At 63.9% G+C, this 20,469-nt stretch carries 22 protein-coding genes; 11 read left to right on the top strand and 11 right to left on the bottom strand.

What is annotated here, in order from left to right; all coding sequences use genetic code 11:
* Positions 1-280: 280 nt before the first annotated feature.
* Entirely contained in the window at positions 281-1,171 is an 891-nt protein-coding gene (locus LB525_RS20225; protein ID WP_224546259.1) for a LysR family transcriptional regulator, read from the bottom strand.
* 96 nt (positions 1,172-1,267) lie between these two features.
* On the opposite strand from LB525_RS20225, the gene LB525_RS20230 reads away from it, so the two are divergent.
* Entirely contained in the window at positions 1,268-2,263 is a 996-nt protein-coding gene (locus LB525_RS20230) for an aldo/keto reductase (RefSeq protein ID WP_224546261.1), read from the top strand.
* Positions 2,264-2,294: 31 nt separating this feature from the next.
* On the opposite strand, the gene LB525_RS20235 is transcribed toward LB525_RS20230, so the two are convergent.
* The 8 genes from LB525_RS20235 to LB525_RS20270 form a co-directional block, all read right to left on the bottom strand.
* Positions 2,295-2,897 (bottom strand): nucleotidyltransferase family protein, encoded by a 603-nt coding sequence (locus LB525_RS20235; protein ID WP_224546263.1) that lies wholly within the window; start codon positions 2,895-2,897, stop codon positions 2,295-2,297.
* Between the two features lie 39 nt (positions 2,898-2,936).
* On the bottom strand, positions 2,937-5,345 hold the full coding sequence (gene pheT / locus LB525_RS20240; RefSeq protein WP_224546265.1) for a phenylalanine--tRNA ligase subunit beta: 2,409 nt from the start codon (positions 5,343-5,345) through the stop codon (positions 2,937-2,939).
* The gene (locus LB525_RS20245; protein ID WP_224526030.1) at positions 5,342-5,779 is read right to left on the bottom strand and encodes a GFA family protein; all 438 of its coding nucleotides are present in this window, start codon (positions 5,777-5,779) and stop codon (positions 5,342-5,344) included. Before LB525_RS20245 ends, pheT begins: the two co-directional genes overlap by 4 nt.
* Entirely contained in the window at positions 5,776-6,873 is a 1,098-nt protein-coding gene (pheS, locus tag LB525_RS20250) for a phenylalanine--tRNA ligase subunit alpha (protein ID WP_140843481.1), read from the bottom strand. The genes LB525_RS20245 and pheS overlap by 4 nt, the downstream gene beginning before the upstream one ends.
* Before the next feature lie 145 nt (positions 6,874-7,018).
* Entirely contained in the window at positions 7,019-7,420 is a 402-nt protein-coding gene (gene rplT / locus LB525_RS20255; protein ID WP_042637600.1) for a 50S ribosomal protein L20, read from the bottom strand.
* Between the two features lie 38 nt (positions 7,421-7,458).
* Positions 7,459-7,662: a 50S ribosomal protein L35 gene (rpmI, locus tag LB525_RS20260; RefSeq protein ID WP_027166935.1), complete on the bottom strand. Its 204-nt coding sequence runs from the start codon at positions 7,660-7,662 to the stop codon at positions 7,459-7,461.
* Between the two features lie 249 nt (positions 7,663-7,911).
* A complete protein-coding gene (locus LB525_RS20265; RefSeq protein WP_224526024.1) occupies positions 7,912-9,195 on the bottom strand; it encodes a hypothetical protein in 1,284 nt (427 codons plus the stop codon).
* A 180-nt stretch (positions 9,196-9,375) separates the two neighbouring features.
* A complete protein-coding gene (locus tag LB525_RS20270) occupies positions 9,376-10,023 on the bottom strand; it encodes a methyltransferase family protein (protein WP_224526022.1) in 648 nt (215 codons plus the stop codon).
* Here LB525_RS20270 and LB525_RS20275 point away from each other — a divergent pair.
* Positions 10,022-10,180 carry a hypothetical protein gene (locus LB525_RS20275; RefSeq protein WP_224546267.1) on the top strand — a complete coding sequence of 53 codons (159 nt, stop codon included), beginning with the start codon at positions 10,022-10,024 and terminating at the stop codon, positions 10,178-10,180. The genes LB525_RS20270 and LB525_RS20275 overlap by 2 nt on opposite strands.
* Positions 10,181-10,254: 74 nt before the next feature.
* Here the strand turns inward: LB525_RS20275 and infC are convergent, their stop codons facing one another.
* Positions 10,255-10,791 (bottom strand): translation initiation factor IF-3, encoded by a 537-nt coding sequence (infC, locus tag LB525_RS20280; RefSeq protein ID WP_095767981.1) that lies wholly within the window; start codon positions 10,789-10,791, stop codon positions 10,255-10,257.
* A 213-nt stretch (positions 10,792-11,004) separates the two neighbouring features.
* Here infC and LB525_RS20285 point away from each other — a divergent pair, with 213 nt between their 5' ends.
* The 4 genes from LB525_RS20285 to LB525_RS20300 all read left to right on the top strand — a co-directional run bounded on the left by LB525_RS20285 (position 11,005) and on the right by LB525_RS20300 (position 14,395).
* Complete coding sequence (locus LB525_RS20285; protein ID WP_095768198.1) at positions 11,005-11,778, top strand: alpha/beta hydrolase; 774 nt, start codon at positions 11,005-11,007, stop codon at positions 11,776-11,778.
* Positions 11,778-12,920, top strand: a complete 1,143-nt coding sequence (locus LB525_RS20290) for a benzoate/H(+) symporter BenE family transporter (RefSeq protein ID WP_224546269.1) — start codon at positions 11,778-11,780, stop codon at positions 12,918-12,920. Before LB525_RS20285 ends, LB525_RS20290 begins: the two co-directional genes overlap by 1 nt.
* A gap of 116 nt (positions 12,921-13,036) precedes the next feature.
* Entirely contained in the window at positions 13,037-13,516 is a 480-nt protein-coding gene (locus tag LB525_RS20295; RefSeq protein ID WP_095767983.1) for a DUF2852 domain-containing protein, read from the top strand.
* Positions 13,517-13,636: 120 nt separating this feature from the next.
* On the top strand, positions 13,637-14,395 hold the full coding sequence (locus LB525_RS20300) for a M48 family metallopeptidase (RefSeq protein ID WP_095767984.1): 759 nt from the start codon (positions 13,637-13,639) through the stop codon (positions 14,393-14,395).
* 326 nt (positions 14,396-14,721) lie between these two features.
* Here LB525_RS20300 and LB525_RS20305 read toward each other — a convergent pair whose 3' ends face one another.
* A complete protein-coding gene (locus LB525_RS20305) occupies positions 14,722-14,937 on the bottom strand; it encodes a hypothetical protein (RefSeq protein ID WP_140686825.1) in 216 nt (71 codons plus the stop codon).
* A 110-nt stretch (positions 14,938-15,047) separates the two neighbouring features.
* Here LB525_RS20305 and LB525_RS20310 point away from each other — a divergent pair, with 110 nt between their 5' ends.
* The 5 genes from LB525_RS20310 to LB525_RS20330 all read left to right on the top strand — a co-directional run bounded on the left by LB525_RS20310 (position 15,048) and on the right by LB525_RS20330 (position 20,427).
* Positions 15,048-15,707 carry a phosphoribosylanthranilate isomerase gene (locus LB525_RS20310; RefSeq protein ID WP_224546271.1) on the top strand — a complete coding sequence of 220 codons (660 nt, stop codon included), beginning with the start codon at positions 15,048-15,050 and terminating at the stop codon, positions 15,705-15,707.
* A gap of 26 nt (positions 15,708-15,733) precedes the next feature.
* Entirely contained in the window at positions 15,734-16,984 is a 1,251-nt protein-coding gene (gene trpB / locus LB525_RS20315; protein ID WP_224546273.1) for a tryptophan synthase subunit beta, read from the top strand.
* 2 nt (positions 16,985-16,986) lie between these two features.
* A complete protein-coding gene (gene trpA / locus LB525_RS20320) occupies positions 16,987-17,826 on the top strand; it encodes a tryptophan synthase subunit alpha (RefSeq protein ID WP_224546275.1) in 840 nt (279 codons plus the stop codon).
* Positions 17,827-17,920: 94 nt separating this feature from the next.
* Positions 17,921-18,847, top strand: coding sequence for an acetyl-CoA carboxylase, carboxyltransferase subunit beta (accD, locus tag LB525_RS20325; protein WP_224546277.1), 927 nt, complete (start codon positions 17,921-17,923; stop codon positions 18,845-18,847).
* Positions 18,848-19,101: 254 nt separating this feature from the next.
* A complete protein-coding gene (locus LB525_RS20330; RefSeq protein WP_224546279.1) occupies positions 19,102-20,427 on the top strand; it encodes a bifunctional folylpolyglutamate synthase/dihydrofolate synthase in 1,326 nt (441 codons plus the stop codon).
* Positions 20,428-20,469 lie beyond the last annotated feature (42 nt).

The raw sequence follows: 20,469 nt of genomic DNA on the forward strand, positions 1-20,469 counted from the left end.
TCCTTTCCCTCCGGAGGGGGGAAAGGTGGCGCTGCGAAGCAGCGACGGATTGGGGGAACAACGTGGCAATCAAGCCTTGGCCTGCAGTGGCGCCAGTCACAGAAGATGTGTGCATAGCGTAGCCACATTCTGGAGGGAGGAAACGCCAACCGCCGAGATTGCGGCCTCGAAAAGCCTGGCTTTCCTCTCCGCCATGAACATGGGTGAGAGGTGAACGCGCAGCGGCCGGAGTGGGGGCTGGCGCTGCCATATGCGATTTACCCTGCCCATTTTGGGGGTGCTATCCGCTCACCTTGAAGAAATCCACGAACGCCCTGAGCGCCGGGCGCATTTGCCGGCGGCTCGGATAATAGACGAAGAAGCCCTCGAAGGACGGGCACCAGTCCGCCAGCACGCGGATCAGCCTGCCATCGGCGAGCGGCGCCTTGACATAATCCTCGAAGACGAAGGCAAGCCCGGCGCCGTCGACTGCCGCCTGGGCGATAAGATGATCCTCGTCGAGGATCAGCGGTCCTTCCACCGCGATCTCGATTTCCTCGCCGTCCTTCTCGAACTCCCAGCGATAGAGAATGCCGCTGGAAAAACGGAAGCGGATGCAGCGATGGCCTGCGAGATCGCGCGGATGACCTGGCTTCGGCATGGAAACGAAATAGGAGGGCGCTGCGACCACCGCGCCGCGGATGTCGGGCCCGATCCGCACCGCGATCATGTCGCGCTGCAGGCTTTCGCCGAGCCTGACGCCGGCGTCAAAGCCGCCCTCGACGACATCGGTGAAGCGATCCTCGATGACGATCTCCAGCACGATGTCGGGATAGGCGGTGGCAAAGGCGCCGAGCCGTGGCGTCAGCACCAGATGCGCGGCGGTGCGCGGCACGCTGAGCCTGAGATTGCCGGCCGGCCGGTCGCGCGCCTCGACCGCCGTTTCCAGCGCGAGATCGATCTCGGACAGGGCCGGCCGCAGCCGTTCCAGAAGCTGCGCGCCTTCCTCGGTCGGCGCGACGCTGCGCGTGCTGCGCGCCAGCAGCCGCACGCCGAGCCGTGCTTCCAGGCTCGACACCGCATGGCTCACCGCCGACGGCGCGATGCCGAGCTCGCGGGCGGCGCCGCGGAAGCTGGCGCATTGGGCGACCGCGGCCAGCACGGCGAGTTGCGAGAGGTTCGTCCGATTCATCGTTCTATTTTATAGAGCAACCCGTACAAAAGAGAAAGAATTATCGAACGCAGTGCGAGGCGCTATCTCTCCCCCATCGCAACAAGGAGATGCGCCATGAAAACCCGCAAACTTGGAACTGAACTCGAAGTCTTCCCCGTTGGCCTCGGCTGCATGGGCATGAGCTTCGGCTATGGTGGCCAGCCGGAGGCGGAAGCGATCGCCACGCTGCGCCGCGCCGTCGAGATCGGCGTGACCTTCTTCGATACGGCCGAAGTCTATGGTCCATACGAGAACGAGATCCTGCTCGGCAAGGCGCTGAAGCCGGTACGCGACAAGGTGACGATCGCCACCAAATTCGGCTTCAAGATTTCCGAGCACGGCGAGGGCACCGACCGCATGGTCGGCGTCGACAGCCGCCCCGAGCACGTCAAGGCGGTGGCCGAGGCTTCGTTGAAGCGGCTGAACACCGACGTGATCGACCTCTATTACCAACACCGCGTCGATCCGAACGTGCCGATCGAGGACACGGTCGGCGCCATGGCGGAATTGGTGCGCGAAGGCAAGGTCCGGGCGCTGGGTCTATCGGAGGTGAGCGGCACGACGCTGCGCCGGGCGCATGCCGTGCACCCGATCGCCGCGGTGCAGAGCGAATATTCGCTGTGGAGCCGCGATCCCGAGGATGAGGTGTTCGACGTCTGCCGCGAGCTCGGCATCGGCTTCGTCCCCTACAGCCCGCTCGGCCGCGGCCTGCTCACCGGCGCGATCGCCAAGCCGGACGCGCTCGGCGCCGGCGACTGGCGCCTCACTCTGCCGCGCTTCCAGGCCGAGGCGATGGAAGCCAACAACGCGGTCATCGCAGTGCTGGAGGAGATGGCGGCGCAGAAGGGCGTGACAGCGGCGCAGCTGGCGCTCGCCTGGGTGCTGCACCAGGGCGATTTCATCGTCCCGATCCCCGGCGCAAGGAAGATACGCCACCTTGAGCAGAACACGGCGGCGGCGAATATCGAGCTGAGCGCGGCCGAGGTCGCGGCGATCGGTGATGCGCTGTCGCCCGACAAGGTAGTCGGCAAGCGCTATACCGAGGAATTGCTGGCGCTGGTGAATGGGTGAGCGACAATGGCAGGGGCGCTTCGGCGCCCCCCTACCACGGCACCACACTAATCTCCGGCCAATACTCCTGCGCCCTTCTCCCCTTCGCCTCGTGCGTCCGCTGATTGTCCAGCACCCGGTTCGGCGTGATGCGAAACGAAAAAAGATCGTCGAGGCCGAACGGTGCCACCAACTCCAGCGCCCCACCTGGACCGTACCGCACCCCCACCGCATGCGTCTTCGACGCAAAATAGCTCACCGACTCGCTCGCGCTCGCATAACGCGGGCACTCCTGCCCGAACTTCACCGGATACCACAAATGCACCCGCGCCTGGTTGCGCACCTCGACCGGCAGCGCCATCCCCGCGAAATGCTCTGCCGCCCGGCGGATCACCGCATCCTCGGCCTCGTAGGACAAGTCGGCGTCGTCGAAATAGAACAGGTCGACGTCCTTGATGCCGTAGCCCGGCGGCTTGCCGGTTAGGTGGTTCCAGACGCTGTTGTAGAGCGCGCCGGAAACCACCAGCCAGTCGGGAAGCGCAAGCTCGCGCACTCGCGCCAGCGTTTCATCCAGCAGCGGATCGGCCGCGATGATGGCCAGGAAGGCCGCGCGCTGTTCCTCGAAGGGGAGGCCGGAATAGCGGAGATGGTGCATCGCCCTTTGGAGAGCGATTCGCCATCTCTGCGCAATGCCTTACGCCCTCAGCACGCCGCCCGTCTGCTTGTTGACGTTGTCGACGATGCGTCTTGCGAGGGCTTCGAAATCCTCGTCGGTCAGCGTCTTTTCGACCGGCTGGATCGACACCTCGATGGCGATCGACTTCTTGGCCGCCCCCAGCGAGGCGCCTTCGAAGACGTCGAAAACCGAAACGCCGGCCACAAGCTTCTTGTCGGCCGCGAGCGCTGCCCGCACCAGCGTGCCGGCCTCGACCGTCTTGTCGACGACAAAGGCGAAGTCGCGCTTCACCGCCTGGAAGGGCGACAGCTCCAGCTTAGGCTTGGTGCGCGTCGGCTTGGCCTTCGGCTCCGGCACGGCGTCGACGAAAACCTCGAAGCCGCAGAGCGGCCCGGAGACGTCGAGCATTTCAAGCGTCTTCGGATGGAACTCGCCGAAGGTGCCAAGCACCGTCTTGGGGCCGAGCTTGATCGTGCCCGAACGTCCCGGATGATACCAGGCCGGGCCGCCGGGCTCGATCTGCAGCCGGTCGACCGGCGCGCCGCAGGCCTCGAGCGCCGCGATCGCGTCCGCCTTGGCGTCGAACACGCCCACCGGCCCGGCATTGCCGGACCAGCTGCGGCCCGAGCCGTCGAGCTTGGCGGTGCCGCGCCGCACGCCGGCGGCGACGCGCCGCTGCTGGTCGGCGCCATCGCCCTCATAGGTGCCCGAGACTTCGAACAGCGCCACATCGCCGATGCCCTTGTCGGCATTGCGCTGCGCGGCCGCGATCAGCCCCGGCAGCAGCGACGGCCGCATGTCGGACATATCTGCGGCGATCGGGTTGGCGAGCTTGAGCGCCGTCTGGCCGCCGCCGAACAGCTCTGCATGCCTGCCGGGGATGAACGACCAGGTGACAGCCTCCATCATGCCGCGCACGGCGAGCGCGCGCTTGGCGGCGCGGGTGCGCACCTGCAGCGTGGTCAGGATCTTGCCGTTGACCGCGTCATGCGAGGTAAGCGGCTGGGCCAAGATGTTGTCGACGCCATGTATGCGCATCACCTCCTCGACCAGGTCGGCCTTGCCGTCGACATCCGGCCGCCAGGACGGCACCTCCACCTTGACGACGTCGCTCAGTCCTTTCGGCTCGAAGCCGAGCCGGGTCAGGATGCCAAGGGCTTCCTCTCTCGGCACCTCGATGCCGGTCAGCCGTTTCACTTCCGACAGCGGGAAGGAGACGATCTTCGGCTTGTGGCCGGCATAGCCGGCAACCTCGATTTCAGAAGGCGTGCCGCCGCAGAAATCGAGCACCAGCTTGATCGCCAGCTCGACGCCCGGCACCATGAATTCGGGATCGACGCCGCGCTCGAAGCGGTAGCGCGCGTCGGTGATGATGCCGAGCGCGCGGCCGGTGCGGGCCGTGGCGATCGGATCCCAGAGCGCCGATTCGATCAGCACGTCGGTGGTGTTCTCGTCGCAGCCCGAATGCTCGCCGCCCATGATGCCGGCGATCGATTCCACGCCATTGTCGTCGGCGATCACGCACATTTCCGGCGTCAGCGTGTATTCGCGCCCGTCCAGCGCCAGCACCTTCTCGCCGTCCTTGGCGCGCCGCACCACGAGATTGCCGGCGACCTTGGCGGCATCGAAGACATGCAGAGGCCGCCCGCGGTCAAAGGTGACATAGTTGGTGATGTCGACTAGCGCGCTGATCGGGCGCAAGCCGATGGCGATCAGCCGCTGCTGCAGCCATTTCGGCGACGGGCCGTTCTTGACGCCCTTCACCAGCGCCAGCGCGAAGCCGGGGCAGAGTTCCGGCGCCTCGATCTTCACCTTGACCGGGCACAGGCCTTCGCCGGCATGCGGCATGATCCCGCCGCCGGTGAGTCGGCCAAGCCCGCTCGCCGCGAGGTCGCGCGCGATGCCGTAGACGCTGGTCGCATCCGGCCGGTTCGGTGTCAGATTGATTTCGATGACCGGATCGTCGAGATGCGCGTAGGCGGCGAAGCTGGTGCCGACCGGCGCATCCTCAGGCAAATCGATGATGCCGTTGTGCTCGTCGGAGATTTCCAGCTCACGCTCCGAGCACATCATGCCATGGCTCTCGACGCCGCGGATCTTGCCGACCGAGAGCGTCACGTCGATGCCGGGAACATAGGTGCCGGGCGCGGCGAAAGCGCCGATCATGCCGGCGCGGGCGTTGGGCGCGCCGCAGACCACCTGCACCGGCGGCTTGCCATCGCCGGTGTCGACGGTCAGCACGCGCAGCCGGTCGGCGTCCGGATGCTGCACTGCCGTCAACACTTTGGCGATGACGAAGGGTTTCAGGCCGGCCTTGTCGTCGACATGTTCGACTTCGAGACCGATCGCGGTCAGCCGCTCGACGATCTCAGCAAGCGAGGCGTCGGTCTCGAGATGATCCTTGAGCCAGGAGAGGGTGAATTTCATGACTGTGTTTCCGAGGGTCTTTGTTCTTCGGGCCGGGGCACGCTGGTCTTCAGCTCGCGCGGCAGCGCATCGGGCATGTGCAGGAAGGGCAGTTGCTCGCGCACATGCGCATGCACTGTCGGCCTGAAATAGGCCGGCATGTCCATGGCGCCGAGCATGAAATAGATCTGGTTGTCGAGCCGCTGATCGAGATAGGCGATCGGCGAGCCGCAGATGCCGCAGAACGTGCGCTCCACCGGGCCGTTGCGATAGCTCTTCAGCGATTTGCCGTTGAGCGCGACCTGATCGGCCATGAAACCGACAAAGGCCGACACCGGCGCGCCGCTGGCGCGCCGGCAATCGCCGCAATGGCAATAGCTGATGTGGTGCGGCTCGGCCGAGGCCTCGAACCGCACCGCGCCGCAGCGACAGCCCCCGGTGTGGGGTGCGGTCATGTCGACAGCCCCCCGAACAGCGTCGGCAGGTCGAGCGGCCGGAAGCCGTAATGCGCGAGCCAGCGCACGTCGGCGTCGAAGAAGGCGCGCAGGTCCGGCATGCCGTATTTCAGCATGGCGATGCGGTCGATGCCCATGCCCCAGGCAAAGCCCTGATATTCGTCGGGATCGAGCCCGCCGGCGCGCAGCACGTTGGGATGCACCATGCCGCAGCCCAGTATCTCCATCCAGTCGGAGCCTTCGCCGAAGCGCACTTCACCCGGACGCGAGCGATCGCACTGAATGTCGACCTCGAGACTGGGCTCGGTGAACGGGAAGAAGGACGGACGGAAGCGCATCTTGACCGACGGCACCTCGAAGAAGGCCTTGCAGAACTCCTCCAGCACCCACTTCATGTTGGCGACATTGGCTGATTTGTCGACCACAAGCCCCTCGACCTGATGGAACATCGGCGAGTGCGTGGCGTCGGAATCCTGCCGGTAGGTCTTGCCGGGAATGACGATGCGGATCGGCGGCTTCTGCTTCTCCATGGTGCGGATCTGCACGGGCGAGGTGTGGGTGCGCAACAGCTTGCGCTCACCCTTCTCGTCCGGCTGGAAGAAGAAGGTGTCGTGCATCTCGCGCGCCGGATGTCCCTCGGGAAAATTCAGCGCGGTGAAATTGTAGTAGTCGGTCTCGATATCGGGGCCTTCGGCGATGGCGAAGCCGAGATCGCCGAAGATCGCCGCGATCTCGTCGATCACCTGGCTGATCGGATGAATGCGGCCGCGCTCGGCCGGCGATTGGCGAACGGGGAGCGTGACGTCGACCTTCTCAGCCGCGAGCCGGGCCGCGATCGCCACATCCTTCAGTTCCGCCTTGCGCTGGGTGAGCGCTTCGGTGACGCGGTTCTTCAGGCCGTTGATCGCCGGCCCCTTCACCTGGCGCTCCTCGGCGCTCATTGCGCCCAGCGTCTTCAGCATTTCGGAGACGGAACCCTTCTTGCCCAGCGCCGAGACGCGCACCGCCTCGATCGCGGCCTCGTCCGCGGCCGCCGCGATTTCGGCGAGCAACGAGCCTTCCAGGGCTTCAAGATTTCCAGCGGTGGCGTTCACGGCGAAGCTCTCTCGGTCGGGCGACTGTCACCATTTCGGTTTCGGTGTCGCCATTTTGGTTACATCAGGCATAAGAAAAACCCGCGCCAGCCGTGCCAGCGCGGGTTCCCCAAATCAGAATTGCGTATGCTTGGGAAGCGCTGGCTTAGGCGACAGCGCTCTCAAAAGCATTCGGCGTGGTGTTCTTCAGATATTCGAGCGCGACCTTGGCCTTGGCGACCAGCGCAGCGAAAGCCTGCGGCTCGTGGATGGCCATGTCCGAAAGGACCTTGCGATCGATTTCGATGCCGGCCTTGTTGAGGCCGTCGATGAAACGGCCATAGGTCAGGCCATGCTCGTGGGTCGCGGCGTTGATGCGCTGGATCCACAGCGCGCGGAACGAGCGCTTGCGGTTCTTGCGGTCGCGGTAGGCGTATTGCAGCGACTTCTCCACCGCCTGCTTGGCGATGCGGATGGTGTTCTTGCGGCGGCCGTAGAAACCCTTGGCGGCCTTCAAAACCTTCTTGTGCTTGGCGTGGGCGGTAACGCCTCTCTTTACGCGTGCCATGTCATGATCTCCTTAAAAACGTTGTCCAAGCCGAGGGATTAGAGGCCGTTCGGCAGAAAATTCTTGATGACCTTCTTGCCGTCCGGTTCAGCCAGAACCATCGTGCCGCGGGCATCGCGAATGAACTTGTTGGAACGCTTGATCATGCCGTGGCGCTTGCCGGCGGCAGCCGACAGCACCTTGCCGGTGGCAGTAATCTTGAACCGCTTCTTGGCGGCCGATTTGGTCTTCATCTTGGGCATTTTGCTACTCCGTATTGGTGGCGCACCATCGCGCTTCTTGTCTCGCTTCGGGCCGACCAAAGCCCGAAAAGCAAATGAAACCGCCACGGCATGCCCTGCCGGGCGGTTTTCTTGGAACGGCGGTCCTATAGATCAAAGATGGCCGGCGTGCAACACCTGAAGCCGATACACCTGAAGCTACACGCACCGAAGCTGCGCGCCCGCCTCAGGTTCCCGAAGATCGGAGTGTGCTAACGCAGCGCTTATCAGTCACACGTCACCTCTTGTGGACTCGAGGTTGAAAAGAACTCGTTCCAATACATATTCATCGCCGTCGAAGACGAGCTCGGCGCGATAAAATCCATAGCCCCAGTGCTCCGGAGCACCCGCTACCACATCTTTCCCATCGATGGTCGTGGTCGCAGGCAAGGCCCACACCTTGTCTCCCAATTCCTTTGTTGGCGGCCGGTCGCCTAGGTAGCAATAAGCGAAGCCTCGGTTCCGCCCGTCGTCGACATCGATATTTGTTGTATTTACCGACTGTAGGGTTTCATACGCGGCAATCCTCGCGGTACGCTCCACAGGCCATTTGTCTTGCCTCATCGAAGTGTCCGCCGGATAGAACGCAGCAGCTTTTGTGGTGCTGCTGGCTTTCAGCCCCACCAATTGTGTACCATCGCGGCGCAGTGCCCCGAAGTCCGGTTGCCAGAAGCCTCCATTTACCCCTAGGGCCAGCCCATCGTCGCGGGTCTGTTTTTTCGCCTTTTTTCGCGCTTCGCGAATTTCGCTCGTAAGGGAGGCTTGGGTGGTCGTGTCCAAGAGTGTCTGGGAGATAGTCCAGTAGCGGGCAGCGGTCGATGGCCGGTACTTGCGCACGATCTCCCGCTCCGGCCCGGACAGTCTCCAGCGGGAAAAGGCGGAGCAACTTCTTCCGAACGCCAGATAGCTCCTCGGGAGGCCCAGAAGTGCGAGCTGGTAGTCATTTTGTGCAGAATGATACTGGCTGCGCGTGATGATGTTCTGTGGGCCATTGGCGCGGAAAGAATCGAACTCGGCGCGCGTAGCGCGCTCGACCGTCGCTTTGTCGAACCTCAGCACCGATGTCGGGCTTCGGTAGGCGTCGTCAGTCATATAGCCCGTGCCGAAGGCCATGGTGTCGGCATTCTCATAGACGACCATCACCGGTAGAAAATCCGCGGGCACGCCGCCGTTTTCTGTCGTGTCGCCACGGCAGGCATCGGGCGCACGAACCACCACCGCCTTACCGTCGCCCATGCGCTGCCCCCAAACTGTTGGGATCAGACCGGCTTCATAAGTCGAGGAACTATCCTTGTAGTGAATGTTGAGGACGTTGCAGCCAACAACAATGTCATAGTGTTGTTGTTCGCCCTTATAGTCAAAGTCCACCTTCAGACGGAAGTAGGTTCCGTGATCGACATAGGCGTCCTTTGTAAAGGACAATTGCTCGGTCGCGTGTTCGCGGTTGGCGGTCGCCGTCACCCAAGCCAAAGCCAGGAGAATGAGCCCGCCGACGGCGGCAACGGCAGTCCTCATCCTAAGCTTTGCTCCGTGTGGAAAACATTCGCAAATGTGGTGGTGCCGACCTGATGCTCGACACAGTGCACCCCCGGCGCTTTATTTGCCACGATCATCGCTACACCATTCGTGTAGCCAGACTATTAATATGTTCGGAAGTTAGCCCGGCAATTCGATAGTGCTTCTGTCCGTCAACTCTTAGGGCAGCGTGAACCACACCGGCAGCACCCCCGACTGCTGCATGCCGTCGATCAGCTCAAAGGCGGGCAGCGCCACCAGAAACACCAGGCCGTCGAGCAGCGTGTTCAAGAGCAGGCGCGGCCTGAAGCTGCCGGTATCGCCTTCCTGGTAGAGCGCAAGATTCGGGAAGAACCGCGGCACTTTGGCCAGATAGGCCTGGTAGGGCGCGCCGAGCAGTTCCTTCAGGTAACGCTCCTCGCGCAGGATGACGATGTGGAAGGCGCCGGCGCAGAGCAGCGAGAACAGGATGATGCCGCTGAACGAGCCGATCTGCGCCCCGACCCCGGCGGCAGCCAAGGTCGAAAACAAATAGAGCGGGTTGCGGGTGATCGAATAGGGACCGCCGGTGACCACCTCGGCCGATTTGCGCCCGCCGATATAAAGCGTCGACCACAGCCGCCCGACAATGCCGAGAAAGATCAAAAGCACGCCGAACATCTCGATCGACTCGTGCACGGACGTGTCCGGGGGAAAGGAAGACTGGCCGAACAGAAGCGCGCAGAACAGCACCACGATCAGCACCGCCAGCACGATCCGGCGCATGTGCTGGTAGCCGCCCAACCCCTCAGTCTGGTTGTCGGCTGAGACCTTCACTTCATCGACCATGACCCATCCGATCGTCGATTGGTTCGCGATCGGCAAAAGCCGATCGTCGATTGCTCGCGATCGCGAAGGGATCGTCGAGGTGGCTGGCGATCGGGTTGAAAACAGGCGCCCCGCCGATCGTCGGGACGCCGTGCCCGGCAATTCGGGCGGATTTTAGAGCGGGATACAAAGAGCCCGGCAACTCTCGAAACCGTGATGGACGCGACGCTTTGGCGGCCGCGCCATCCCTGGTCAGCGCGGCGCCAGAACCATCATCATCTGGCGGCCTTCGAGCTTCGGCTCCGCCTCGACCTTGGCGATCGTCGCAACTTCCTCGCGCACCTTGTTCAGAAGCTGCATGCCAAGTTCCATATGCGCCATCTCGCGGCCGCGGAAGCGCAGCGTCAGCTTGACCTTGTCGCCTTCCTCGAAGAAGCGCCGCACGGCCTTCATCTTGGTCTCGTAGTCATGGCTGTCGATGTTCGGGCGCATCTTGATCTCCTTGATCTCGATGACCTTCTGGTTCTTGCGCGCTTCGGCCGCCTTCTTCTGGTTGGCGTATTTCAGCTTGCCGAGATCGAGGATCTTGACGACGGGCGGCACCGCATTGGGCGAAATCTCGACGAGATCGAGCCCGGCCTCTTCGGCCAGCAGCAACGCGTCGTTGATGGAAACATCGCCTCGGTTCTGGCCGTCGGCGTCGATAAGCTGGACCCGGGGCACCCGGATGTCTCGGTTGGAGCGCGGCCCGTCCTTGGTGGGTGCCGCTGCTTTGAAAGGTCTGCGAATGGTCGTGGTCTCCTCGGCCGTTTCGTTCTGGGTTCTTTAGACAAAAGTAGATGGACGCGCCTATGTGGGAAGCGCGGGGCGTGAGTCAATAGCATAGCCGCGCCGCAAAATCACCTGCTGCCTGGTAATTGTCTGCACCAAGCAAAGAAACGCCGCGAGCACTTTTCGTTGAACCACCGCCTGTGCCAAAAGACCGGCGGGAAGGACAAGCTCATGGCCGCCAGCGCTCCGGTTTTCATCGATGTGGACGGGTCGGGCATCGCCGTCAGGCAGATGCCGGGCGCGGCGCCCGGCGTGGTCTGGCTCGGCGGCTACAAGTCCGACATGCAGGGCACGAAGGCGCAGACGCTTGCCGCCTGGGCTGCGAGCGAAGGCCACGCCTGTCTGCGCCACGACTATTCTGGCCATGGCGAGTCGGGCGGCGAATTCGCCGACGGCACAATCTCGAAGTGGTTGGCCGAGAGTCTCGCCGTCTTTCGCCGGTTCAGCAAGGGCAAGCAGGTATTGGTCGGCTCCTCGATGGGGGCGTGGATCGCGTTGCGCATGGCGCAGGAACTGCGCAAGGCGGGCGACACGAGGGTTGCCGGTCTGGTGCTGCTCGCCCCGGCGCCTGATTTCACCGTCGAGCTGATCGAGCCGGTGCTGACCGACGCGCAGCGGCAGGATCTGAGGGAAAAAGGCTTCTTCGCCGAGCCGTCCGACTATTCGGACGAGCCCTATATCTACACGCGCGCGCTGATCGAGGACGGCCGCGCCAATCGGGTGATGACCGGGCCGATCGACACCCATTGCCCGGTGCACATCCTGCAGGGCCTGGCCGATCCGGACGTGCCGTCCGGCCATGCCTTGAAGCTCGCATCCATGCTGCCCGCCGACGATGTGACGCTGTCGCTGATCCCGGACGGCGATCATCGCCTGTCCCGCCCCGAGGATCTCGACATGCTCAAGCGGGCCGTCGGCGACATGGTCAAGCGGGCGGCCGGATAATGCGCATCTCCATCCCGATATCCGCCTTCGTCGCGGCGATCGTCGGCTTCGGCGGCACTCTGGCCCTGGTTATTGCCGCCGCCAAGGCGGTCGGCGCTACGCAGATCGAGACCGCGAGCGGCGTGACGGCGATCTGCCTGGCCATGGTCGTTGAGTGTCTGTGGTTGTCCTGGCGCACCAAGATGCCGGTCATTACCGCCTGGTCGACGCCCGGCTTGGCGCTGATCGCGGCCTCCAGCGGGTTTACGATGCCGCAGGCCGTCGGCGCCTTCATGGTCACCGGCGTCCTTCTGGTCGCCACCGGTCTGTTCAAGCCTTTGACCAGACTGATCGCGAAAATCCCGGCCTCGGTAGCGTCCGGCATGCTGGCCGGCATCCTGGTCAGCTTCGCCGTCAATGCGGCTAAGGCCATTCCCGCCGACCCTTGGCTGATCCTGCCGCTGATCGCCGCCTTCTTCGTCATCCGCCTGTTCAATCCGGCTCTGTCGGTGCTGGTGGTGCTGATCGGCGGCGGCCTCGCCGCTTTCCTCACCGGCCGCGTCGGCAGCCTGCCGGCGCCGGAACTGTCGACATTGACATTGATTGCGCCGCAATTCACCGCATCGGCGATCATCGGCCTCGCCCTGCCTCTCTATCTGGTCACCATGGCCTCGCAGAACCTTTCCGGTCTCGCGGTGCTGCGCGCAGCGGGCTACCATCCGGAGCCCGGTCCGCTGATCGGCGTCACCGGCCTGTTTTCGCTGCTCTCGGCGCCGTTCGGCGCCGCGACCACCAATCTCGCGGCGATCTCGGCCGCAATCTGCACCGGCCTCGATGTCCATCCCGACCCGGCCGAACGCTGGAAGACCGGGCCGTTCTACGCGCTCGCCTATCTCATCTTCGCGATCTTCGGCGCCTCGCTGGTGGCGATCTTCGCCGTCCTGCCGCAAAGCCTGATCGTGCTGGTCGCGGGGCTCGCCTTGACGGCGCCCTTGGCCAACGCGCTGTCGATCGCGCTGAAGGACGAGGCCGAACGCATGCCGGCCACCGTCACCTTCGCCGTGACGGCTTCGGGACTCACGCTCCTTGGCGTCGGCGCGGCATTTTGGGGGCTGGTCGCCGGAATGGCAGTGCTTTTCCTGGAGAAGCTCAAAAAGCGATAATCATTTCAGGTGCTTCGCCGGTTTTGGCGGGGTTTGTCTTGAATCGCCGATTTCGCCTTCCCATTTCGATTCCACGCAGCCGGTTTGGCTGTCTCCAATGGAAGGATTGGGAGAAAATGAACACAAGTGCATTGATCCGTCCGGCCTGGACGCCGGCCACCATCGCGCTGATGGTCATCGGCTTCATGGTGTTCTGGCCGCTCGGCTTCGCCATGCTCGCCTACATCATCTGGGGCGATCGGTTGGAAGGCTTCAAGCGCGACGTCAACCGCGCCACGGACGGCATCTTCGCCGGTTGCCGTCGTCGCTCCGAGAAGGCGGCCCGCTGGGGCCACGGCTCGGCCCGCACCGGCAACGTCGCCTTCGACGATTGGCGCGAGAAGGAGCTGGAGCGCCTCGCTGAAGAGCGCCGCAAGCTCGACGAGATGCTCTCCGAGTTCGACGAGTACGCCCGCGAACTGCGCCGCGCCAAGGACCAGGAAGAGTTCGATCGCTTCATGGCCAACCGCAACAAGTCGACCGCGCCGAGCTCGACCGGCTCGAGCGACAAGGCGGGTCCGGAGGGCGGCAAAGGTACCAACCTGCTCGACGACTGAGATCCGGCGACACGTCTCGGTATGATATGCGGCGTCGCGTTTAGCGGCGCCGTTTCTTTTTTGTTCTCTATGTAGCTTCCCTCCACTGGCCGTTTTTTTCGAATCGCGTATCGTCCAGCCATGACCCTCGGCTTCCTTCGCAATCTGACCAAGCCAAAGCCTACGCCTGTCGTCGAGCGCGAGCATTGCGTCGCCGGCCGCACGCTGCCGCTCAAGATCGTTGAGAGCGCCAGGGCCCGGCGGCTCACGCTGCGCATCGATTCCGGCGGCCAGGGCCTGCGTGTCACCGTGCCCCCCGGCCTGCGCCGCGGCGAGGTGGAGAAATTCCTCGACCGCCACCAGGACTGGCTGGAGCAGCGGCTGGCCAAGGTGCCGACGAGACCGCAGGTGCGCCCAGGCATCCGGATCCCGATCCGGGGGGTGCCTCACCGGATCGTGCACGAGCCTTCTCGGCGCGGCACCGTCACCGTCGCGCGCGACGATCGCGGCCCGCTCCTGATCGTCCATGGCGAGCGTATCCATTTGCCGCGCCGCATCGGGGATTACCTCAAGCGCGAGGCCAAGAAGGAGATCGAGAGGCTGGTGATCAAGCACACCGAAACGATCGGCAAGCGGGCCAAGGCGATAAGGTATAAGGATACCTCCAGCCGCTGGGGGTCATGCACCTCGGAGGGCAATCTCTCCTTCTCGTGGCGCATCATGATGGCGCCGCCGGCGGTGATAAACTACCTTGTGGCGCATGAGGTGGCGCATCTCAAGGAGATGAACCACGGCCCGAAATTCTGGAAGCTGTGCGAAAAACTCTGCCCGGATACCGACCGCTGCAAGGACTGGCTGAAGCGCAACGGCGGCGCCTTGCAGGCGATTGTGTTTGAGTAACTCCAGCGGATGACAATGCAGAGAACGCCGTCACTGCTAGTGCAAACGCTGGAGATTAGCCGAGCCATCTCAGCTTCGTCATCCTAGGGCGAAGCAAGGAGCGAAGCGACGCGCGCAGACCCTAGGATCCATGCCGTGACGTGCGAACGCCGTAGCGGTTCAGAAATTGCTTTGCCTTTGGCGGGAGGCGTCCCGGAAAGGCGTTTTATTCTCTATCGCTGCACTCTTGGGCCGATGTAACGGCATGGATCCTAGGGTCTGCGCGCCGCTTCGCGTCGCTCCGCCCTAGGATGACGAAGGAGAGGTGGCGCCCTACTAGCGCCCCCTCAATCATCATTCGCCGCGTTCAGCTCTTCCGGCCGCAGTCCTTCCTCGGTATGCGGCCACGGCAAAAAATCCCGGTCGAACGTATCGCTTCCGAAATAATCCAGAGCCCGATGCGCCTCGGCGCCGTTGAAGGCGGCCTTGTCCATCAGATGCGCGATCACCTCGCGCGCCTGCGCGATCTTCTGCTTCAGTTCGGCGACGGTCCGGTCGGCCATGATTATTCTGCTCCCGCCTGTGGTTCCTATATGAAGGTAGTGTTTTCCGCCGGACCGGCAACAGCATGCTTTTTCTCGACTCTTTTCCCGTTTCGTGCCAAGCCCGCGCCATGACGCTCGACATCAAGATCTGCGGATTGAAGACCGACGCCGCGATGGCCGCCGCGCTCGCCGGCGGCGCCAGCCATGTCGGCTTTATTTTCTTCGCCAAGAGCCCGCGTTATGTCGAGCCCGCCGAGGCCGGCCGTTTGCGTCAGGCGGCGCGCGGCAAGGCCCTGGCGGCAGCCGTCAGCGTCGATGCCAATGATGCCTTTCTCGATGAGATCGTCGCGAAAATGCAGCCCGACATGCTGCAATTGCATGGTTCGGAAACGCCCGAGCGCGTGGCCGAGATCAAGGGGCGTTACGGCCTGCCGGTGATGAAGGCGCTGCCCATCAGCGAGGCGGCGGATCTCGACCGCATAAAATCCTTTATCGGCATCGCCGATCGATTCCTTCTGGATTCCAAGCCGCCGAAGGGCTCGCAACTGCCGGGCGGCAATGGCGTTTCCTTCGACTGGCGCATCCTTGCCGGCCTTGACGCCGGGCTCGATTACATGCTTTCCGGAGGGCTCAACGCCGCCAATATCGGCGATGCCCTGAGACAGGCCGACCCGCCCGGAATAGACGTTTCGTCCGGTGTGGAAAGCGCTCCGGGCGTCAAGGATCCGGCGCTGATCGAGCAGTTTTTCCGGGCCGTCAGGGCCGCGCGCGACGACCGCGCCGCCTGAATACAATTCACATCAGGAGATCGGCGATGAACAAGCCGGCAATGCCCAATTCCTTCCGCACCGGACCCGACGAGCAGGGCATGTTCGGCATTTTCGGCGGCCGCTTCGTCGCCGAGACGCTGATGCCGCTGATCCTCGATCTGGAAGAGCAGTGGAACAAGGCCAAGACCGATCCCGAGTTCAAGGCCGAGCTGCAGAACCTGTCGACCCACTATGCCGGGCGGCCGTCGAAGCTGTATTTCGCCGAGGGCCTCACCAAGCATCTTCGTGAGGTTTCCTCGGCGAAGGGCCTCGGGGGCGGCGCAAAGGTCTATTTCAAGCGCGAGGACCTGAACCACACCGGCTCGCACAAGATCAACAACTGCCTCGGCCAGATCCTGCTTGCCAAGCGCATGGGCAAGAAGCGCATCATAGCCGAGACGGGCGCCGGCCAGCATGGCGTCGCCTCGGCCACCGTCGCGGCGCGCTTCGGCTATCCCTGCGTCGTCTACATGGGCGCCACCGACGTCGCCCGCCAGAGCCCGAATGTCTTCCGCATGAAGCTGCTCGGCGCCGAGGTGCGGCCGGTCACCGCCGGTCACGGCACGCTGAAAGACGCCATGAACGAGGCCCTGCGCGACTGGGTCACCAATGTCGAGGACACCTACTACCTGATCGGTACCGCCGCCGGCCCGCACCCCTACCCGGAGCTGGTCCGCGACTTCCAGTCGGTGATCGGCACGGAAGCCCGCGCCCAGATTCTGGAGCAGGAGGGCCGGCTGCCCGATGTCATCATTGCCGCCATCGGCGGCGGCTCCAACGCCATCGGCCTGTTCCATCCCTTCCTCGACGACAAGGACGTCCGCATCATCGGCATCGAAGCCGGCGGGCGCGGCCTCGACGGCGTCGAGCATTGCGCCTCGATGAATGCCGGCAAGCCCGGCGTGCTGCACGGCAACCGCACCTATCTGTTGCAGAACTCGGACGGCCAGATCCTCGACGGCCATTCGATCTCGGCCGGCCTCGACTATCCGGGCGTCGGCCCCGAGCATTCCTGGCTGCGCGATTCCGGCCGCGTTCAGTATGAGCCGATCCTCGACGACGAGGCGCTGGAAGCCTTCCAGCTCACCACCCGTGTCGAAGGCATCATCCCGGCGCTGGAATCGGCGCATGCCATCGCGCATGCGATGAAGATTGTGCCCACAATGGACAAGGACCAGATCGTCATCGTCAATCTGTCCGGCCGCGGCGACAAGGACGTGCACACGGTGGCGAACATGCTGGGCATGGAGATCTGACAATGACCACCCGCATCGATCGCCGCATGGCGAAGCTCAAGGCCGAAAGCCGCCCGGCTTTGGTCACCTATTTCATGGGCGGCGACCCCGATTACGACACCTCGCTGTCAATCATGAAGGCGCTGCCGATAGCCGGCGCCGACATTATCGAGATGGGAATGCCCTTCTCCGACCCGATGGCCGATGGCCCGGCGATCCAGGCCGCCGGCCTGCGCGCACTGAAGGGCGGCCAGACACTGGTCAAGACGCTGAAGCTGGCGGCCGACTTCCGCGCCGGCGACGACGAGACGCCGATCGTGCTGATGGGCTACTACAATCCGATCTACATCTATGGCGTCGACCGCTTCCTCGCCGACGCCAAGGCGAGCGGCATCGACGGACTGATCGTCGTCGACCTGCCGCCGGAGATGGACGAGGAGCTTTGCATTCCGGCGCTGAAGGCCGGCGTCAACTTCATCCGCCTGGCGACGCCGACCACCGACGACAAGCGCCTGCCCAAGGTTTTGGAAAACACTTCCGGCTTCGTCTACTACGTCTCGATGACCGGCATCACCGGCTCGGCCTTGGCCGACACGGGCAAGGTGGCCGCGGCCGTCAACCGCATCAAGGGCCACACCGACCTGCCGGTCTGCGTCGGCTTCGGCGTGAAGACCGCCGAGCAGGCGCGTGTGATCGGCGCCAATGCCGACGGCGTCGTCGTCGGCACCGCGATTGTCAATGCGGTCGCCAATGTGCTCGGCCCCAAGGGCGACAAAACAGCCGATCCGGCCGAAGCCGTCGCCACTTTGGTCAGCGGTCTTGCCCAGGGCGTGCGCTCGGCCCGCCTTGCTGCCGCCGAATAGCCCGACTATTTGTTCTTGAGCAATTCCGGCCGGAAAACCCCACAGACTTTCCCTGGAATTGCTTGAAGTCCTTTCCAGGACAGGAGCCGAAGCCATGAACTGGATCACCAATTACGTCCGCCCGAAGATCAATTCGATGCTCGGCCGGCGCACCGACATGCCGGAAAACCTCTGGATCAAGGATCCCGAGACCGGCGAGATGGTCTTCCACAAGGATCTCGAATCCAACCAGTTCGTCATCCCGGCTTCCGGCCACCACATGAAGATCTCGGCCAAGGAGCGGCTGAAATATTTCTTCGATGACGGCAAATACGAGGTGCTGGAAAACCCGAAGGTCGTCCAGGACCCGCTGAAGTTCCGCGACGAGAAGCGCTACACCGACCGCCTGAAGGAGGCCAAGGCCAAGACCAGCCTCGAGGATGCGATCCTCAACGGCGCCGGCACCATCGACGGGCTGCCGGTCATCGTCACCGCGCAGGACTTCGCCTTCATGGGCGGCTCGCTCGGCATGGCCGCCGGCGAAGCCATCGTGCATGCTTTCGAGGTCGCGCTGCAGCGCAAGCGGCCGCTGATCCTGTTCGCCGCTTCCGGCGGCGCCCGCATGCAGGAAGGCATCCTGTCGCTGATGCAATTGCCGCGCACCACGATCGGCGTCGATCGGCTGAAGGAAGCCGGCCTGCCCTACATCGTGGTGCTGACCAACCCGACCACCGGCGGCGTCACCGCCTCCTACGCCATGCTGGGCGACGTCCACATCGCCGAGCCCGGGGCGCTGATCGGCTTTGCCGGCCCGCGCGTCATCGAGCAGACCATCCGCGAAAAACTGCCCGACGGTTTCCAGCGCGCGGAGTATCTGATGGAACACGGCATGGTCGACATGGTCGTGTCGCGCCTCGAGATGCGACGGACCATTTCCCGTCTCTTGAAGATGATGCTCAAGATGCCGGAGGCCGAGAAGCCGCTGGAGCCGGAGATCCTGCCGCCGGCGGTGGTCAATGCCGAGGCGCGCGCGCAAGCCTGACGCGATGTCGGCCTGAAGCGATATATCGGCTTGGCGCGACATCGCTTGCCGCGAACCGCGAGTTGCGCCGCCTGTTGCGTGCTGTAGCCTCTGATTTGCGCACGGCTCGTTCGAACCGATTCCCGGTTTCGGGAACCGCCCGCCAAAGCAATTCCAGGAAAAGTGTGGAACGGTTTCCGTTTGGAATTGCGCCAACAAAAAAGAGAGAGCGGTTCTGCATTCCATGAGATGATGAACCGCTCTAGGATTCCATCATGACAACGCTTTCCGCCGAACGCGAAATCGAACATCTGATGAGGCTGCATCCGAAAGGCTTCGACCTTTCGCTGGACCGCGTCACGGGGCTTCTCGAGCGCCTCGGCAATCCGCAGGATCGGCTGCCGCCGGTCATCCACATCGCCGGCACCAACGGCAAGGGCTCATGTGCCGCCTTCGCGCGCGCGCTGCTGGAGGCCGCCGGCCACCTTGTCCACGTCCACACCTCGCCGCATCTGGTGAACTGGCATGAGCGCTACCGGCTGGCGGCCGAAGGCGGCGGCAAGCTCGTCGAGGACGATATTTTCGCTGAGGCCATCGCGCGTGTCGCCGAGGCCAATGGCGGCCAGAAGATCACCGTCTTCGAGATCCTCACCGCCGTCACCTTCATCCTGTTCTCGGAGCATCCGGCGGAGGCGGCGATCATCGAGGTCGGCCTCGGCGGCCGGTTCGACGCCACCAATGTCATCAAGCAGCCGGCGGTTTCGGTGATCATGCCGATATCGATGGACCACGAAGCCTATCTCGGCGACCGCGTCGAGCTGATCGCCGCCGAGAAGGCCGGCATTATGAAGCGCGGCTGCCCGGTGGTGATCGGCGCCCAGGAAAGCGACACTGCGCTTCAGGTGCTGATCGAGTCGGCCGAGCGGTTGGATTGCCCGACCGTGGTCTATGGCCAGGATTTCCTCGCCTTCGAGGAAAACGGCCGCATGGTCTATCAGGACGGGGACGGGTTGATGGACCTGCCCTCGCCGCGCCTGCCGGGGCGCCATCAATACGCCAACGCCGCGGCGGCGATCGCTGCCGTCAAGGCGGCCGGCTTCGAGATCGGCCACCGCGCCGCCGAGCGGGCGATGACCCATGTCGCCTGGCCGGCACGCATGCAGAAGCTGACCCAAGGCAAATTGGTTGACCTGGCGCCGAAGGGCGCCGAGATCTGGCTGGACGGCGGCCACAACCCCGGTGCCGGCATCGTCGTCGCCGAGGCGCTGGCCGAGCAGGAGGAAAAGAACCCGCGGCCGCTGGTCCTGATCTCCGGCATGATCAACACCAAGGACCAGACGGGCTATTTCAGCGCCTTCAAGGGGCTTGCCCGCCACGTCTACACCGTGCCGGTAACCAGCAGCGACGCCGGCGTTCCCAACGACGAGCTGGCCTTGCGTGCCGAAGAGGCCGGCCTGTCGGCCGAGCCGGTCAGCTCCGTCGCCAACGCGCTGATGCTGTTGCGCGACTCTTGGGATGGCCCGGCGCCGCGCATCCTGATCGGCGGCTCGCTCTATTTCGCCGGCGCCGTGCTGGCCGAGAACGGCACGCCGCCGACCTGAGGCGAAACCGGGACAGCGTTGCGGATTTCGGCGGGGGCCGAA

This window comes from Mesorhizobium sp. CA16, assembly GCF_020165175.1.
Classification (GTDB): domain Bacteria; phylum Pseudomonadota; class Alphaproteobacteria; order Rhizobiales; family Rhizobiaceae; genus Mesorhizobium.

What these genes read in the sequence shown, in the direction of transcription:
- LB525_RS20275 (WP_224546267.1), top strand. Translation starts at nt 10,022, where the DNA reads ATGACCCATCCGATCGTCGATTGGTTCGCGATCGGCAAAAGCCGATCG.
- LB525_RS20295 (WP_095767983.1), top strand. Translation starts at nt 13,037, where the DNA reads ATGAACACAAGTGCATTGATCCGTCCGGCCTGGACGCCGGCCACCATC.
- LB525_RS20225 (WP_224546259.1), bottom strand. Translation starts at nt 1,171, where the DNA reads ATGAATCGGACGAACCTCTCGCAACTCGCCGTGCTGGCCGCGGTCGCC.
- LB525_RS20310 (WP_224546271.1), top strand. Translation starts at nt 15,048, where the DNA reads ATGACGCTCGACATCAAGATCTGCGGATTGAAGACCGACGCCGCGATG.
- accD (WP_224546277.1), top strand. Translation starts at nt 17,921, where the DNA reads ATGAACTGGATCACCAATTACGTCCGCCCGAAGATCAATTCGATGCTC.
- trpB (WP_224546273.1), top strand. Translation starts at nt 15,734, where the DNA reads ATGAACAAGCCGGCAATGCCCAATTCCTTCCGCACCGGACCCGACGAG.
- LB525_RS20230 (WP_224546261.1), top strand. Translation starts at nt 1,268, where the DNA reads ATGAAAACCCGCAAACTTGGAACTGAACTCGAAGTCTTCCCCGTTGGC.
- LB525_RS20265 (WP_224526024.1), bottom strand. Translation starts at nt 9,195, where the DNA reads ATGAGGACTGCCGTTGCCGCCGTCGGCGGGCTCATTCTCCTGGCTTTG.
- LB525_RS20330 (WP_224546279.1), top strand. Translation starts at nt 19,102, where the DNA reads ATGACAACGCTTTCCGCCGAACGCGAAATCGAACATCTGATGAGGCTG.
- LB525_RS20305 (WP_140686825.1), bottom strand. Translation starts at nt 14,937, where the DNA reads ATGGCCGACCGGACCGTCGCCGAACTGAAGCAGAAGATCGCGCAGGCG.
- rpmI (WP_027166935.1), bottom strand. Translation starts at nt 7,662, where the DNA reads ATGCCCAAGATGAAGACCAAATCGGCCGCCAAGAAGCGGTTCAAGATT.
- trpA (WP_224546275.1), top strand. Translation starts at nt 16,987, where the DNA reads ATGACCACCCGCATCGATCGCCGCATGGCGAAGCTCAAGGCCGAAAGC.
- LB525_RS20235 (WP_224546263.1), bottom strand. Translation starts at nt 2,897, where the DNA reads ATGCACCATCTCCGCTATTCCGGCCTCCCCTTCGAGGAACAGCGCGCG.
- LB525_RS20300 (WP_095767984.1), top strand. Translation starts at nt 13,637, where the DNA reads ATGACCCTCGGCTTCCTTCGCAATCTGACCAAGCCAAAGCCTACGCCT.
- pheT (WP_224546265.1), bottom strand. Translation starts at nt 5,345, where the DNA reads ATGAAATTCACCCTCTCCTGGCTCAAGGATCATCTCGAGACCGACGCC.
- LB525_RS20290 (WP_224546269.1), top strand. Translation starts at nt 11,778, where the DNA reads ATGCGCATCTCCATCCCGATATCCGCCTTCGTCGCGGCGATCGTCGGC.
- LB525_RS20285 (WP_095768198.1), top strand. Translation starts at nt 11,005, where the DNA reads ATGGCCGCCAGCGCTCCGGTTTTCATCGATGTGGACGGGTCGGGCATC.
- LB525_RS20245 (WP_224526030.1), bottom strand. Translation starts at nt 5,779, where the DNA reads ATGACCGCACCCCACACCGGGGGCTGTCGCTGCGGCGCGGTGCGGTTC.
- LB525_RS20270 (WP_224526022.1), bottom strand. Translation starts at nt 10,023, where the DNA reads ATGGTCGATGAAGTGAAGGTCTCAGCCGACAACCAGACTGAGGGGTTG.
- rplT (WP_042637600.1), bottom strand. Translation starts at nt 7,420, where the DNA reads ATGGCACGCGTAAAGAGAGGCGTTACCGCCCACGCCAAGCACAAGAAG.